At 41.0% G+C, this 15,010-nt stretch carries 16 protein-coding genes; 8 read left to right on the top strand and 8 right to left on the bottom strand.

From position 1 onward, the window contains the following. Positions 1-51: 51 nt before the first annotated feature. The 5 genes from mutY to MK385_RS02300 all read right to left on the bottom strand — a co-directional run bounded on the left by mutY (position 52) and on the right by MK385_RS02300 (position 4,697). Positions 52-1,230 carry an A/G-specific adenine glycosylase gene (gene mutY / locus MK385_RS02320; protein ID WP_268725176.1) on the bottom strand — a complete coding sequence of 393 codons (1,179 nt, stop codon included), beginning with the start codon at positions 1,228-1,230 and terminating at the stop codon, positions 52-54. An 82-nt stretch (positions 1,231-1,312) separates the two neighbouring features. After that, positions 1,313-2,287, bottom strand: a complete 975-nt coding sequence (pta, locus tag MK385_RS02315; protein ID WP_084881789.1) for a phosphate acetyltransferase — start codon at positions 2,285-2,287, stop codon at positions 1,313-1,315. Between the two features lie 43 nt (positions 2,288-2,330). Beyond that, positions 2,331-3,227, bottom strand: coding sequence for an RluA family pseudouridine synthase (locus MK385_RS02310; protein ID WP_049479334.1), 897 nt, complete (start codon positions 3,225-3,227; stop codon positions 2,331-2,333). After that, positions 3,224-4,042, bottom strand: coding sequence for an NAD kinase (locus tag MK385_RS02305; protein ID WP_000799063.1), 819 nt, complete (start codon positions 4,040-4,042; stop codon positions 3,224-3,226). Before MK385_RS02305 ends, MK385_RS02310 begins: the two co-directional genes overlap by 4 nt. Further along, entirely contained in the window at positions 4,026-4,697 is a 672-nt protein-coding gene (locus MK385_RS02300; RefSeq protein ID WP_000151556.1) for a GTP pyrophosphokinase, read from the bottom strand. Before MK385_RS02300 ends, MK385_RS02305 begins: the two co-directional genes overlap by 17 nt. Positions 4,698-4,825: 128 nt before the next feature. Here MK385_RS02300 and MK385_RS02295 point away from each other — a divergent pair, with 128 nt between their 5' ends. The 8 genes from MK385_RS02295 to MK385_RS02260 all read left to right on the top strand — a co-directional run bounded on the left by MK385_RS02295 (position 4,826) and on the right by MK385_RS02260 (position 10,106). Further along, positions 4,826-5,395: a CYTH domain-containing protein gene (locus MK385_RS02295; protein WP_125413095.1), complete on the top strand. Its 570-nt coding sequence runs from the start codon at positions 4,826-4,828 to the stop codon at positions 5,393-5,395. 111 nt (positions 5,396-5,506) lie between these two features. After that, complete coding sequence (locus tag MK385_RS02290; protein ID WP_001283843.1) at positions 5,507-6,466, top strand: ribose-phosphate diphosphokinase; 960 nt, start codon at positions 5,507-5,509, stop codon at positions 6,464-6,466. A 9-nt stretch (positions 6,467-6,475) separates the two neighbouring features. Next, positions 6,476-7,591, top strand: coding sequence for a cysteine desulfurase family protein (locus tag MK385_RS02285; RefSeq protein WP_070697226.1), 1,116 nt, complete (start codon positions 6,476-6,478; stop codon positions 7,589-7,591). A 4-nt stretch (positions 7,592-7,595) separates the two neighbouring features. Further along, complete coding sequence (locus tag MK385_RS02280; protein WP_000863524.1) at positions 7,596-7,943, top strand: DUF1831 domain-containing protein; 348 nt, start codon at positions 7,596-7,598, stop codon at positions 7,941-7,943. A 6-nt stretch (positions 7,944-7,949) separates the two neighbouring features. Continuing rightward, the gene (locus MK385_RS02275; protein WP_084943438.1) at positions 7,950-8,165 is read left to right on the top strand and encodes a DUF4649 family protein; all 216 of its coding nucleotides are present in this window, start codon (positions 7,950-7,952) and stop codon (positions 8,163-8,165) included. A gap of 82 nt (positions 8,166-8,247) precedes the next feature. Then, on the top strand, positions 8,248-8,889 hold the full coding sequence (locus tag MK385_RS02270) for a redox-sensing transcriptional repressor Rex (protein WP_000653410.1): 642 nt from the start codon (positions 8,248-8,250) through the stop codon (positions 8,887-8,889). A 15-nt stretch (positions 8,890-8,904) separates the two neighbouring features. Next, on the top strand, positions 8,905-9,594 hold the full coding sequence (locus MK385_RS02265; RefSeq protein WP_000743314.1) for a gamma-glutamyl-gamma-aminobutyrate hydrolase family protein: 690 nt from the start codon (positions 8,905-8,907) through the stop codon (positions 9,592-9,594). 23 nt (positions 9,595-9,617) lie between these two features. Beyond that, a complete protein-coding gene (locus tag MK385_RS02260) occupies positions 9,618-10,106 on the top strand; it encodes a hypothetical protein (RefSeq protein ID WP_084945185.1) in 489 nt (162 codons plus the stop codon). A 14-nt stretch (positions 10,107-10,120) separates the two neighbouring features. Here the strand turns inward: MK385_RS02260 and radC are convergent, their stop codons facing one another. From radC to MK385_RS02245, 3 genes are all read right to left on the bottom strand, one after another. Then, complete coding sequence (gene radC / locus MK385_RS02255) at positions 10,121-10,801, bottom strand: RadC family protein (protein ID WP_049479337.1); 681 nt, start codon at positions 10,799-10,801, stop codon at positions 10,121-10,123. A 42-nt stretch (positions 10,802-10,843) separates the two neighbouring features. Further along, entirely contained in the window at positions 10,844-13,135 is a 2,292-nt protein-coding gene (pcrA, locus tag MK385_RS02250; RefSeq protein WP_268725175.1) for a DNA helicase PcrA, read from the bottom strand. Positions 13,136-13,320: 185 nt separating this feature from the next. Then, positions 13,321-14,991 carry a formate--tetrahydrofolate ligase gene (locus MK385_RS02245; RefSeq protein WP_217970794.1) on the bottom strand — a complete coding sequence of 557 codons (1,671 nt, stop codon included), beginning with the start codon at positions 14,989-14,991 and terminating at the stop codon, positions 13,321-13,323. Between the last annotated feature and the right edge of the window lie 19 nt (positions 14,992-15,010).

The following is a 15,010-nucleotide window of genomic DNA, read 5'->3' as shown; positions in this document are numbered from 1 at the left end:
CACCTTTTCTTTATCTATTATAACAAAAAAATGTAAAGAAGGCACAAATGGCTACTGTAAGCCTTCATCTTCAAGAGCTGTTTTATAAGCCTGCCAAATTTTTTGTTGAGGTTTCGCAAGTGGATAATCAGAAAACTCCTGAGGAGAAACCCAGCGAATTTCTCTGTCCGAAAACTGTTTTGTTTCTGTCACCTGACCAGCTAGGATTTGAATATGCCATTTCCGATGACTAAATACATGCTTGACTTGGTCAAATACTTGCTGGGACCAATTCACTTCTAAATCATAATCCTGCTCAAAGCTTTCTTGAGGGCTGGGTCCAAATGCTCTGCTTTCCTCTTTGACTTGAGAAAAGAGATCTAGCTGATCGTCATCACTTGAGAAATCATCAACTTCGATCAAGGGGAAGTGCAAAAAACCGGCTAGTAGTTTCTCGCTTTCATTTTTTTCAAGTAGATATTGACCACGGTCATTGCGTACAACCAAAGCCTTGAGATAGATTGGGAGGGGCTTTTTCTTGGGTTCTTTAATCGGATATACATCCATAGTCCCATTCTGATAGGCTGCACTAAAGTCCTTAACAGGACTTTCTTCTGGTCGAGGGTTAACTGGAGCCTCTATGTCAGACCCTAAATCCATCAGAGCTTGGTTAAAGTCACCTGGTCGTTTCGGGTCAATCAAGATTTCCATCATTGCCTGAAAAATTTTGCGATTGCTGGGAACTCCGATATCATGATTAACCTCAAACAAGCGTGCCAAAACCCGCATGACATTGCCATCAACCGCTGGCTCAGGCAAATTAAAAGCGATACTGGAAATAGCTCCCGCAGTGTAAGGGCCAATCCCTTTCAGGCAAGATATTCCTTCATAGGTATTTGGAAATTGCCCCCCAAAGTCAGTCATAATCTGCTGAGCTGCAGCCTGCATATTGCGCACTCGAGAATAATAGCCTAATCCCTCCCAAGCCTTCAACAAACGCTCTTCAGGAGCATTGGCCAGACTTTCAACTGTTGGAAACCAGTCCAAGAATCGTTCGTAATATGGAATAACTGTATCCACCCTGGTCTGCTGCAGCATGATTTCAGATACCCAGATGTGATAAGGATTTTTACTTCTCCGCCAAGGTAGTTCTCGCTTGTTTTCATCATACCAATTAAGGAGTTTCTCACGAAAAGAAATGATCTTCTCCTCTGGCCACATGACGATATCGTATTCTTTCAAATCTAACATATATCTAGTATAACATAGAAGCTTCTAACTGTCCTTTTCTCAGTACTAAAAAGCCTCTTCCCATGGGAAAGAGGACTAAATCTTATTGATGAACTGCTTGAGCTGCTGTGATAAGGGTCAACTTGTACACATCATCTGCATTACATCCACGAGAAAGGTCGTTAACAGGTTTGTTCAAACCTTGTAAAACAGGTCCGACAGCCGCAAAACCACCAAGACGTTCTGCCATCTTGTAACCAATATTTCCGGCTTCGATACCTGGGAAGATAAAGACATTTGCTTGACCAGCTACGTTACTTCCTGGAGCTTTTAGAGCTGCAGTTTCAGGAACAAAGGCAGCGTCAAATTGCAATTCACCATCAATCTCAAGGTCAGGGCGCAAGTCGTGAGCAATTTTTGTAGCTTCCACTACCTTATCAACACTTTCACCAAATCCTGAACCTTTAGTAGAATAGCTTAGCATAGCAATTTTAGGTTCAATACCAAACATCTTAGCTGTAATTGCTGAGTTGATGGCAATTTCAGCCAAGGCTTCTGCATCTGGATTGATGTTAATGGCACAGTCACCAAATAGGTAACGTTCCGTACCACGTACCATGAGGAAGGCACCTGAAGTACGAGTTACATTTGGACGAGTTTTGATAATTTGAAGGGCTGGGCGAACTGTTGAGGCAGTTGAGTGAATCGCACCAGATACCATACCGTCAACCAAGCCCAAGTAGACTAGCATCACACCAAAGTAGTTGACATCTTCAACCAAAACTTTGCGCGCTTCTTCTTCAGTCATTTTGCCCTTACGACGCTCTACCAAAGCAGCAACCATTTCTTCGAATTGAGGATAATGTTGAGGATCAATCACTTCATAACCATCCATGATCCCTTCGATTTCGAGATAAATTTTAATTTTTTCAGGGTTTCCGAGCAAAACAGGGATTACTTCTGTTTCTTTTACCAAGCGTTTTGTTGCTTGAAGAATACGTGGCTCTTCCCCTTCAGGGAGAACGATACGAGCATTTTTGCCAACTAGGTTGGCTTTGAGATTTTCAAAAACTTCCATGAGTTTTCTCCTTTAAGAAAATAAATTATACTCCAAATAGATTTTAAAGAGTATTAGTTGATAACTGAGTAATAAGATTGCTGAAATCATCCGGTAAGGGGCTTTCTAGTTGCAAATCTTGCTCTAGAAAGGGATGATAAAAAGATAAATAATGACAATGCAAGGCCTGGCGTTGAATCCCATCGTCTAGGCCGCCTCCATAGAGATCGTCTCCCAACAAAGGAAAACCAATATGAGAAAAATGCACTCGGATTTGGTGGGTTCGCCCAGTATGCAGGCGAATATCAACTAGGTGAATATTTCCATAGGACGCTACAACTTTGTAAGACGTATGAGCGTATTTCCCACCTTTGGCAACCCGTCTCGTGATAATAGAATCTTCATCACGCGCAATCGGGGCAATAATCTCCCCCTCTGGCTCCAAGTCACCATCTCCTTTAACAAGTGCAAAATACCTTTTTTCGATAGACTTTCGTTGCAGTTGCTTGTCTAATCGTGCATGAGCATAACCGTGCTTGGCAAAGAGCATCAAACCAGATGTATCTCTATCAAGCCTAGTCACGATGTGAACTTGCTGGTTTTCATATTCTTGCTTAACATAGTAGCCCTTGATAAAATTAGCAATGGTATTGGAATGATTGACACTGGGGATGGAAGCTACTCCATAAGGTTTATTCAAAACCAGAAAATGGTCATCCTCATAGAGAACATCCAGTGGACGCTCAATTGCTTCAAGACTCTCAAACCCTTCCTCCGCTGGAATGTCAATAGTTACCCTGTCTCCAATATCTAAGAGATAAGTCGCATTTTGTGGTTGGTCATTGACCAGAATAGCCCCGCCTCGAAACTTAATCTTAGCCAAAAGTCCCTTAGAAACCTCATGTTTCTTGAGGAAAGTTTTAACTTTGACGTGCTCATCTGCGGTAAATTCGAACCTCATTCATCCACCTCGCCGATGAAGGCATCTTTGACACGATTCCAGAAACTAGTATGACTTGGTGTCGCTACGAAGTGAATCTTGTGATGGTCGATTTGATACTCAATCCGTTCGATATTACGGAATGAATAGACGCTGTTATCGACTGATATCGTGTGATAATCATTGCGTGTCGGCAAGAGTTCAATCTTATCCTTTTTGGGAATAATGATCGATGATCCCAAAGTGCGATAGACTCGGTTGTTAAGACTCGCTATTTCCGTCAACTGCAAGGCTTCAATGGTAGGATGCAAGACAGCTCCACCCAGGGACTTGTTGTAGGCAGTACTACCCGTCGGAGTTGAAACAGTCACTCCATCTCCACGAAATCTCTCGAACGGAACATGGTTAATGATGATATCTGCCACCATGGTGCGGTCTGATCGACGGATACTCGCTTCATTTAAGGCTCGGAAGATTTTCACTTCTCCATTTTCAAGCGTTACCTTGACATTCAAAACAGGATAAGAAACCTTGGCACCAGTATCGAGTAGGAGATTGGTCACCAACTGATCCAACTCAAAATCACGATAATCTGTGTAAAATCCCAAATGCCCTGTATGAACACCTACAAATCGAACCTTGTCTAACTGATTCTCATACTTGTGGAAAGCGGACAAAAGCATCCCGTCACCACCAATCGAAATGACGATGTCAGGATTGGTATCGTTCAGTATAAAATGTTGTTTCTTTAGTTTTTCCCTCAGCTCATGCAAAACCTTCTGGCTTTGTGGTTTTCTATTTGCTATGAGGTCAACTCGTTTACCTGTATTCTTCATCTGTATCGTCACTATTTCCTACACCGTCATTTAATTTTCTGCTCAATGGATCAAAGAGAGCCTGCGCTTCCTGGATGTCATCTCGAATCTTACCCATTTCTTCATCCAGTTGATGAGCTATTTTCGCTGTAATTTCCAATCTTGTCCTGATTTCTTCTGGAAAATCGCCCTGATATTTATAATTGAGCGAGTGTTCAATGGTCGCCCAAAAGTTCATAGCCAAAGTCCGTATTTGAATCTCGGCGAGGATGGTCTTAGCCCCATTTATCGTATCTACAGTATATTCGACAACCACGTGATAAGAACGATAACCCGAAGCCTTACGATGAGTGATATAATCTCGTTCCTGAACGACTCTCATATCTTGGCGTTTACGTAGAATCTCAACTACTTCTTTAACGTCATCAACGAACTGAACCATGACACGTAAACCAGCAATGTCTTGCAGATCATGTTCCAGACTTGCATATGTAATTCCTCGACGAGCCATTTTTTCTTTGATACTTTCAATCGGTTTTACCCGACCCGTTACAAACTCAATCGGAGAATGCTTGTTTTGCTTACGATACTGTTTGCGAATTCCCCGAAGTTTAATCTTCAATTCACCAACAGCCTGAATGTAAGGATCTAAAAATTCTTCCCATTCTATGGTCATACTTTCTCCCTTGTAATGTTTGATTGCTCTGTCGAAAATCTTTGATTTTTTCAGTACATTCGTATACAATAAATACATTGTCCATTATACCATAAATCGCTTTCAAAGATATAGAAAAGGTTGAAAAAATGAAACATTTAGAAATAGAATTGAAAACACTTCTGAAAAAAGAGGAATATGATCATCTAAAAAAACAGTTTTCCCATATCCAACCCGTCTTTCAGAAAAACTACTACATTGACACACCAGATTTCCAATTGCGTGAAAAGAAGGTTGCCATGCGCATTCGCACCTTTTCAGATTGGGCGGAATTGACCTTAAAAGTACCTCAAACTGTAGGAAATATGGAATACAACCAGAAACTAACTCTTCCAGAAGCTGAATCATACCTAGAAAAACAAAAACTACCTCAGGGTCTCGTTCTAGAGAAGCTCTCTAAGATTGGCATCGAAAGCCATGACTGGTTAGTTCTAGGCTGTCTTTCCACTCTACGTTATGAAATGAAAACTGAAATTGGCTTAATGGCCTTAGATGAAAGTCGATACTTTGACCAGACGGACTATGAACTCGAGCTTGAAGTCACCGACCATGAAAAAGGGAAAGAACATTTTCAGAGATTTTTAGATGAAAATCAGATTACTTATCAGAAAGCTCCATCAAAATTAATTCGTTTTATTAAAAGCATGAAAAAAAGCTGAAATAATCTCCTTTTTTTGGTAAAATAGAAAAGATAAAAATAAAAGAATCTGGCTTTGAAAAACAAAACTTTCTCAGAGAAGATTCGCAAAGTTTACAGAGGACGGTCTATAATGTCAGATAGAAACAACATGAAACTTTTCACCCTAAACTCTAACCATGAAATCGCTCAAAAGATTGCGGATACAGTTGGTGTACCTCTCGGGAAGTTATCCTCTCGACAATTTTCTGACGGCGAAATCCAGGTCAACATTGAAGAAAGTGTCCGTGGTTACGATGTCTACATCATCCAGTCAACCAGCTACCCTGTTAGCAACCACTTGATGGAGTTGTTGATCATGGTTGATGCTTGTGTACGTGCAAGTGCTCATAGTATCAACGTTGTCCTTCCTTACTTTGGTTATGCGCGTCAGGACCGTATCGCTTCTTCTCGCGAACCCCTCACTGCAAAACTAGTTGCCAATATGCTTGTCAAAGCTGGTGTAAGCCGTGTTCTAACACTTGACCTCCATGCTGTTCAGGTCCAAGGTTTCTTTGACATTCCTGTAGACAATCTTTATACTGTTCCTCTATTTGCTAAGCACTACTGTGATAAAGGTCTTCTTGGCTCTGATGTCGTTGTTGTTAGTCCAAAGAACTCTGGTGTTAAACGTGCACGTAGTTTGGCTGAATACCTTGATGCTCCTATCGCTATCATTGACTACGCCCAAGATGATTCTGATCGTAACGAAGGCTATATCATTGGGGATGTTGAAGGCAAAAAGGCTATCTTGATTGACGACATCCTAAATACTGGTCGTACATTCTCTGAAGCAGCCAAAATCGTTGAACGTGAAGGCGCAACTGAGATTTATGCAGTATCCAGTCACGGTTTATTTGTTGAAGGTGCAGCAGATCTTCTTGACGCTACAAACATCAAAGAAATCCTCGTGACAGACTCAGTAGCGACCAAAGAAAGAACTCCAGAAAATGTATGTTACATTACTGCTAGCGAATTAATCGGAGATGCTATCGTCCGCATCCATGAAAGAAAACCAGTCAGCCCACTCTTTGCTTACAACAAAAAGAAATAAGGTGATTCTTTGATTTATTTGGACAATGCTGCTACGACTCCTATGTCAGCAGTAGCTATTTCTGAAATGACTAAGGTCATGCAAGAAACTCATGGTAATCCTTCTAGTATTCATAGCCATGGTCGGCAGGCTGGCAAACTCTTGCGAGAAGCTCGTCAGGACTTAGCCCTCTTACTAGGAACCAAACCTCAACATATCTTTTTTACATCTGGCGGTACAGAAAGTAATAATACAGCCATTATCGGCTATTGTCTCCGTCATCAAAATCGTGGAAAACATATCATCACGACAGCTATTGAACACCATTCTGTGCTTGAGACTATCGATTATCTGGTACAACATTTTGGTTTTGAAGCGACCATCATCCAACCAGTAAATCAAGAAATCACTGCGCAGCAGATTCAAGAAGCTTTACGTGACGATACCATTCTCGTTTCCACCATGTATGCTAATAATGAAACAGGTAGTCTCTTACCTATCGCTGAGATTGGACGTATTTTAAAAGAACATCCTGCTGCTTATCATGTTGATGCTGTTCAAGCTATCGGAAAAATCCCTATCCATCCTGAAGAATTAGGAATTGATTTCCTTAGCGCTTCTGCCCACAAATTCCATGGACCAAAAGGAGTTGGCTTTCTTTATGCTTCTTCCACGGGCTTTGATTCCTACCTTCACGGTGGAGACCAAGAACAAAAGAAACGGGCTGGAACAGAAAATCTCGCTGCCATTGTAGGTATGGTCGCTGCTCTCAAAGAGGATTTAAATAACCAAGCTAAGCATTACCAAAAACTAAGCGCACTCAAATCTGCTTTTTTAGAAGAAATTGCTGATTTAGACTACTATCTCAATGAAAGTCAAGACCAACTGCCTTATGTTTTGAATATCGGTTTTCCTGGTCAGAAAAATGATTTGCTTTTACTTCGGTTAGACCTTGAGGGAATTTCAATTTCTACCGGTTCCGCTTGTACTGCTGGTATTGTGCAAACCAGTCATGTGCTTGAAGCATTTTATGGACCAGATTCACATCGATTGAAAGAATCTGTCCGTATCAGTCTCTCTCCTCTTAACACTGAGGAGGAACTGAAACAACTCGCACAAACCTTAAAAAATATTATTGGAGATTAATCTAATGGCATTCGAAAAAACCATTAAACTACAAAACTGCCGCTACGACTATACACTTAGCCCAACTGTCAAAAAGTTCACACTGAAAGACAATACTTTCTTTGAAACAAAAGTTGGAAACTTCGAACTGACTCGTCTACTTGAAAAAGTACCCAACAGTGGTGAAGGTTTCAACCTAAAAATCATCATCAATAAAGACCTTACAGGTGCTAAACTCAACATCACTGACAAATCTGGCCTTCGTTTGGTGAATATCTTTAAATCAGAAGATCACCATATTCACCAAGAAAAATTCTACTTCCTCATGGACAGTTTAGTAGAACGCGGTATCTTCACTAAAGAAGAAAGATAATTGACTATGTATCGACTTACCTATCAAGATAACTATCACGTAGAACGTACACTTGAATATAAGGATTACGAAGAGCTTATGTTATCTCTATCAGGCTGTGTGACCCTACCTGATACTCACCTAATCAGCTCCTTAACGCTGAATGATAAGGTGATTTATCAAGGATTGGTTGGCGATCTCTACCGTTTTCTATCACAAGCTCATTTTTCAGATAAAAACTAAGAAATTTCTTAGTTTTTTCTTGTTTTTGTTGATTTTTTCACAATGTTTCTATAAAATAGAAGAATAGAAAGGTTGTGATTTTGTGAAAGATAAACAGTCTGCTATTCCAAAAGCAACAGCAAAAAGACTCTCTCTTTACTATCGAATTTTCAAGAGATTTCATGCAGAAAAAATCGAACGTGCCAACTCCAAGCAAATTGCAGAGGCTATCGGTATCGACTCTGCGACCGTTCGTCGGGATTTTTCCTATTTTGGTGAACTAGGTCGTCGTGGTTTTGGTTACGATGTCAAAAAATTGATGAATTTTTTTGCTGATCTCCTAAATGATAACTCCATTACAAATGTTATGTTAGTTGGAATCGGAAATATGGGCCATGCCCTTCTCCACTACCGCTTCCACGAGCGTAACAAGATGAAAATTATCATGGCCTTTGACCTAGATGACCATCCAGAAGTTGGGAGCCAGACACCTGATGGAATTCCAATCTATGGTATCTCACAGATTAAAGAAAAAATCAAAGAAGCAGATGTCAAAACTGCTATCCTAACAGTTCCAAGTGTTAAATCACAAGAAGTTGCCAATCTTTTGGTTGATGCAGGTGTAAAAGGGATTCTCAGTTTTTCTCCTGTCCACTTGCACCTCCCAAAAGATGTGGTTGTTCAGTATGTCGATTTGACAAGCGAACTCCAAACCCTCCTCTATTTTATGCGTAAAGAGGATTAGAAAGCGAAAGCATTTATGAAAAAACCAGTTATTGGGATTACAGGAAATGAAAAAGCTCATCCAGATGATGACATCATGATGAGCTATGCAGCAAAAGGCTTTGTTGAAGGAGTCAAGGACGCTGGCGGAATTCCAATCATCCTACCGATTGGTGATCAAGAAATGGCTGCCTATTACATCAGTATCATTGATAAGCTCATCCTAACGGGTGGGCAAAATGTTGATCCAAAATACTATGGTGAACCAAAGGCTATTGATAGTGATGACTATCACCTTCAAAGAGATATTTTTGAACTAGCACTTATCAAAGAAGCGATTAAGCAAAAGAAACCAATTTTCTCTGTTTGTCGGGGTACTCAACTTTTCAATGTCGCCATGGGAGGCACGCTATACCAAGATATCGAGGATCATTGGCAGGACTGTTCAGCCGAATACACGACCCAACGCCTCGTAACGGAACCTGATACCATTCTCCGAGAAATCTATGGAGAAATCTCTCACATCAACTCCTTCCACCACCAGAGCATTAAAGATCTAGCCTCAAATCTTAAGGTTGTAGCACATGATCCTAAAGATGGAATCATTGAGGCTGTGACAACTACGGACGGCTTCCCTTATCTTGGTGTTCAATGGCATCCTGAATTTCTCTTTGAAAACCGCCCCAAAGATAAAACGCTGTTTGACTATGTTGTTAACGAACTCTAGGACTTATAAATAGGTTATTAATCATGAATGAAATTAAAATACCTTCTACTCATGAGATTTTGAGAGATATAGAAGCTAATGTTTTCATATCTTATAAGGAAAAGGAAGCTAATCTTTTCTTATCAAATAATGAAAAAGAAATAACAGTTTGCTTTCATCTTTCTAATCTCTATAGACTTTTAACAGCGGAAAGTTACCAATCTTTTTCTAAGAATAAAGAGAATTTCGATAAACTATCTCAAAAAGAAAAAGAAAAACAGCTGAAAGAAATGTCTAAAAAGGCAAAACGATTTTGTAAAAAGGCAGATGCCAAACTAAAAAGTAAATTTCATTCAAGTCTTTACTTTTACAGAGATATTCTCATTCATAAAAAAAGATATTATAAAATCGAAGATTTCAATGCAATTGTCGACTTTATCGTTCAAGAAAATTTACTTGTGCCCACGATAAAACCTCTTCCTGTTATCAATATGACAGAAGTAGATTCCTATGTTTTAGAAGTGATTGAGTAAGATCATGTGTAATCTTAAATCAAATCTGTCTTTTCACGGTAACTAAAGTAATCCGAGTGCGATACAATCAAATGGTCCAAGAAAACAATTCCCATCAGTTCGCAAGCTTCCTTGACTAGCTTAGTGACATGATCATCATTTCGACTAGGAGATACAGAACCAGATGGATGATTGTGAACGAGAATCACAGAGGTTGCCATATGCTTCAATGCATAGTGAAGGATTTCTCTCGGTTCAGCAATACTACGTGTCGCAGAGCCGATGAAAATGGTCTGCTGATGAATGATTTGATTTTGAGTATTGAGATAGAGCGCCACTAGGTGCTCTTGTTTTTTATCACCAAGTTCCTGTTGCATTTTCTTGGCTAGCTTTTGACTGCTGAGAATGCTTTCCATCTCAAGGGTTTCATGTTTATGAATACGATGCCCCAGTTCAATCACTGCTTGTAGTTCAATGGCTTTAATCCGTCCAATACCAGACAGACTCTGCAATTCCTGCAGGGTCATTTTCTTTAAATCAGTTAGACTGTTAAGACTATCCAAGACTTTCTGAGCAATTTCAAATACATTAGCCTGACGTGTTCCGGTTCTAAGCAGAATAGCTAGTAATTCTTGATTACTCAGAGCCTCTACTCCTTCTTTAACTAGTCTTTCTCTAGGCAAAAGTGAATCTTCTTGGAATGAAATACTGTACATAAAAATCCTCCTCACTTTATTATTCGTGAGAAGGATGGAAAATTAGATTTTTTTCTCAATTGGGGCAACACTGGCTAAGAGTTTTTTCAGCCCCACTTCTGGGAAATTGATTTTCAATTCCTGAGTATCGCCACTACCCGAAACTTCTAGGACCGTTCCCTCTCCCCATTTCTTGTGAAGAGCAATGTCCCCAATGGACCAACTTGTATCAGTCGAATCTTTTTTATTTCCGGCTGCAAATTGTCCAAATGGGAGACCACTTGACTGGATAGAGCTTGGTGCGGCATTGCGTTTCCGTTCTTGAAGGGCTTGAGCTAAGCTCATACCTTGACCGAAAGCAATCCCACCACTGCTATAAGATGCCTTAAAGCTAGTATTCGCTGGACGAGCCAAGCCTTGATAGTCAAGTAAGTCCGAACTGATTTCATTGATAAAACGAGTTGGACGATTATAATTGGTACGACCAAAAAGCAGACGAGAATTTGCATTGGTCAGATAGAGGATCTTCTCAGCGCGCGTGATACCGACATAGGCCAAACGGCGTTCTTCTTCTAGCTCATCTGGATCTTCAGCCGCACGGCTAAGCGGAAATACATTTTCCTCCATCCCAATGATAAAGACAACTGGGAACTCTAGTCCTTTCGCTGCATGGAGGGTCATCAAGGTTACTTCAGATGTCTCCTGACTGCCTGAATCCGTATCCGCAATCAAGGCTAAGTCATTCAAGAAACGACTGAGTTTATCTAAACCTGTTTCCTCTTCCTGACTATCAGGATTGTCATCAAAGTTCTTGGTAACAGATAGGAACTCTTCAATATTTTCAACCCGCGCCTTGCTTTCCAAGGTCGCTTGGGCATTAAGAATTTCCACATAACCTGTTTTTTCAAGAACCGCTTCAACTAACTCTGTAATGCTTAATTGATCCAGTTGCTCTCGCAAATCCAAAATCATATTGGCAAAATCCCATATAGACTGGGCTGCTTTTCCTTTGATGCCAGACAGCATGATATTGGCTGAAGCATCCAGCATAGACATCTCTTGCAGGTTAGCAAAATCCCGGATTTTCTCAACCGTTCCTGGACCGATTCCACGTTTCGGCTCGTTGATAATGCGCTCAAAACTGATATTGTCACTCAGATTGGCAATGAGATTAAGATAGGCGATAATATCACGGATTTCCTTACGGCTGTAGAACTTGGTCCCGCCGACCATAGTATAAGGAATATTGGACTTTAGGAGGGCTTCCTCAATAGTACGAGACTGGGCGTTAGTCCTATAAAGAACTGCAAAATCCTTGTGGAGGAAGTTTTGACTACGACCAAGTTCATCGATGGTTTTGGCTACAAAAACAGCTTCATCCAGTTCGTCATTTGCACGATAGTAAATAATCTGTTCCCCATCAGCATTCTGGGTCCAGAGATTCTTAGGTCGACGATTTTTATTGTTTTTGATGACGTCATTGGCGGCTTGGAGAATGGTTTTTGTTGAACGGTAATTCTCCTCCAACAAAACGACCTTGGCTTGAGGATAATCTTTCTCGAAATCCAAGATATTCTGCATATCAGCCCCACGCCAACCGTAAATAGACTGGTCAGCATCACCGACTACGCAGATATTTTTAAAGCGTGAAGCCAAGAGTTTGACCAATTGGTACTGGGCATGGTTGGTATCTTGGTACTCATCAACGTGGATATATTGGAATTTTTGCTGGTAGTAGGTCAAAACATCAGGATTTTGATCAAAAAGACGCAAGGTCAGCATAATCAAATCATCAAAGTCAACCGACTCAGACTGACGAAGCTCTTTCTGATAGGCTGTATAACATTGAGCCACGATTTGCGTATACATATCACCAGCTTGAGCAGCATAAGCCACATCATCAATCAGGTCATTCTTAGCATTGGAAATAGTCCCCAAAATAGTCCGTTCATTCCATTTTTTAGGATCCAAGTTTAATTGCTTGAGAATGCGTTTCATGAGGGTTCGCTGTTCACTAGAATCTACAATGGTGAAATTCCGATTGTAGCCAATATGATCCGCATCGCGACGCAGGATACGAACACACATGGAGTGAAAGGTCGCAATCAGACAGTCCTGAGTAGCTGGATTGAGCCCATAGGCACGCTCCTTCATCTCACGAGCAGCCTTATTGGTAAAGGTAATGGCCAAGATATTCCAAGGATTGACCATCTTTTCATCAATCAAGTAGGCGATTCTGTGAGTTAAAACACGAGTCTTCCCAGAACCAGCCCCCGCCATGATTAACAAGGGTCCTTCTGTCGTTTGCACCGCCTCAGCCTGACGGTCATTCATTCCATTCAATAATGCGTTCATTTTCTCTTCCTTACTCTTGAAGTCAATGTTTCTATTATATCAGAAATCAGAGAAAATATCTTTAGCTAGACTGATTGCGTCTAGAAAGTAACTCTATTATATCAGCTGACGACAACGCCTCATATCTAGACAAGAAAATGAGCTTGGAAATCTTTTCCAAACTCATTTAAATCAATTGCAATTTACTAGAACAAACCTAGAACGGTCCCGTCACTTTCAACATCCATATTAAGAGCGGCTGGACGTTTTGGAAGTCCTGGCATGGTCATGACATCACCAGTTAGGGCAACGATGAAGCCTGCACCTAATTTTGGTACCAATTCACGAATGGTAATTTCAAAGTTTTCTGGTGCTCCAAGTGCATTTGGATTGTCTGAGAAACTGTACTGAGTTTTCGCCATACAGATTGGCAATTTGTCCCAACCATTCTGAACGATTTGGGCAATTTGAGTTTGAGCTTTCTTCTCAAAGTTCACTTTGCTACCACGGTAGATTTCAGTGACAATTTTTTCAATCTTTTCTTGGACAGAAAGGTCATTGTCATAAAGACGAGTGTAGTTGGCTGGGTTTTCAGCGATTGTCTTGACAAGTGTTTCGGCAAGTGCTACGCCACCTTCTGCGCCATCAGCCCAGACACTAGCCAACTCAACTGGAACATCAATTGAGGCACAGAGTTCTTTCAAGGCTGCGATTTCAGCTTCTGTATCAGAAACAAATTCGTTAATCGCGACAACTGCAGGCACTCCAAATTTACGAATGTTCTCAACGTGGCGTTTCAAGTTAGCAAAACCTGCACGAACTGCTTCTACATTTTCCTCTGTCAAAGCATCTTTAGCCACACCACCATTCATCTTAAGAGCACGGAGGGTTGCAACAATGACTACCGCATCTGGAGAAGTTGGCAAGTTTGGTGTCTTAATATCAAGGAATTTCTCAGCGCCAAGGTCTGCACCAAAACCAGCTTCAGTAACAGTATAATCAGCCAAGCGAAGGGCTGTGCTTGTTGCCAAAACAGAGTTACATCCATGAGCAATATTGGCAAATGGACCACCGTGTACAAAGGCAGGTGTACCGTAAATTGTCTGAACCAAGTTTGGTTTGATAGCATCTTTCAAAATCAATGCCAAAGCCCCCTCAACCTGCAAATCACCAACAGAAACTGGCGTACGATCGTAACGATAGCCGATAACGATATTCGCCAAACGACATTTCAAGTCTTCAATATCCGTAGCCAAGCAAAGAATGGCCATGATTTCTGAAGCAACTGTAATATCAAAGCCATCCTCACGAGGAATACCATTTAGAGGACCACCAAGTCCAACGGTCACATGACGAAGGGCGCGGTCATTCAAGTCCACAACACGTTTCCAAAGAATACGACGTTGGTCGATTCCTAGCCCATTTCCTTGGTGTAAGTGGTTGTCAATCAAGGCAGAAAGAGCGTTGTTAGCAGTTGTAATGGCATGCATATCCCCGGTAAAGTGAAGGTTGATGTCCTCCATTGGCAACACTTGGGCATAACCACCACCGGCTGCACCGCCCTTAATCCCCATGACTGGACCAAGAGATGGTTCGCGGATGGCAATCATAGTTTTCTTGCCAATCTTGTTCAAGGCGTCTGCCAGACCAATGGTAATGGTTGATTTCCCTTCACCTGCAGGTGTTGGATTGATGGCAGTAACCAAGATCAATTTTCCAACTGGATTGCTCTCAACTGCACGAATTTTATCAAAGCTGAGCTTAGCTTTGTACTTTCCATATAATTCCAAATCATCGTAAGAAATACCCAGTTTCTCTACAACATCAACGATTGGCTTCAACTCAATACTCTGTGCGATTTCAATATCTGTTTTCATTCAAAACTCCTCTAACCTC

This window comes from Streptococcus oralis (assembly GCF_026782125.1).
GTDB lineage: Bacteria > Bacillota > Bacilli > Lactobacillales > Streptococcaceae > Streptococcus > Streptococcus oralis_CE.
Note: the sequence above shows the minus strand (reverse complement) of the source record. Positions and strands in the feature narration are given on the sequence as shown.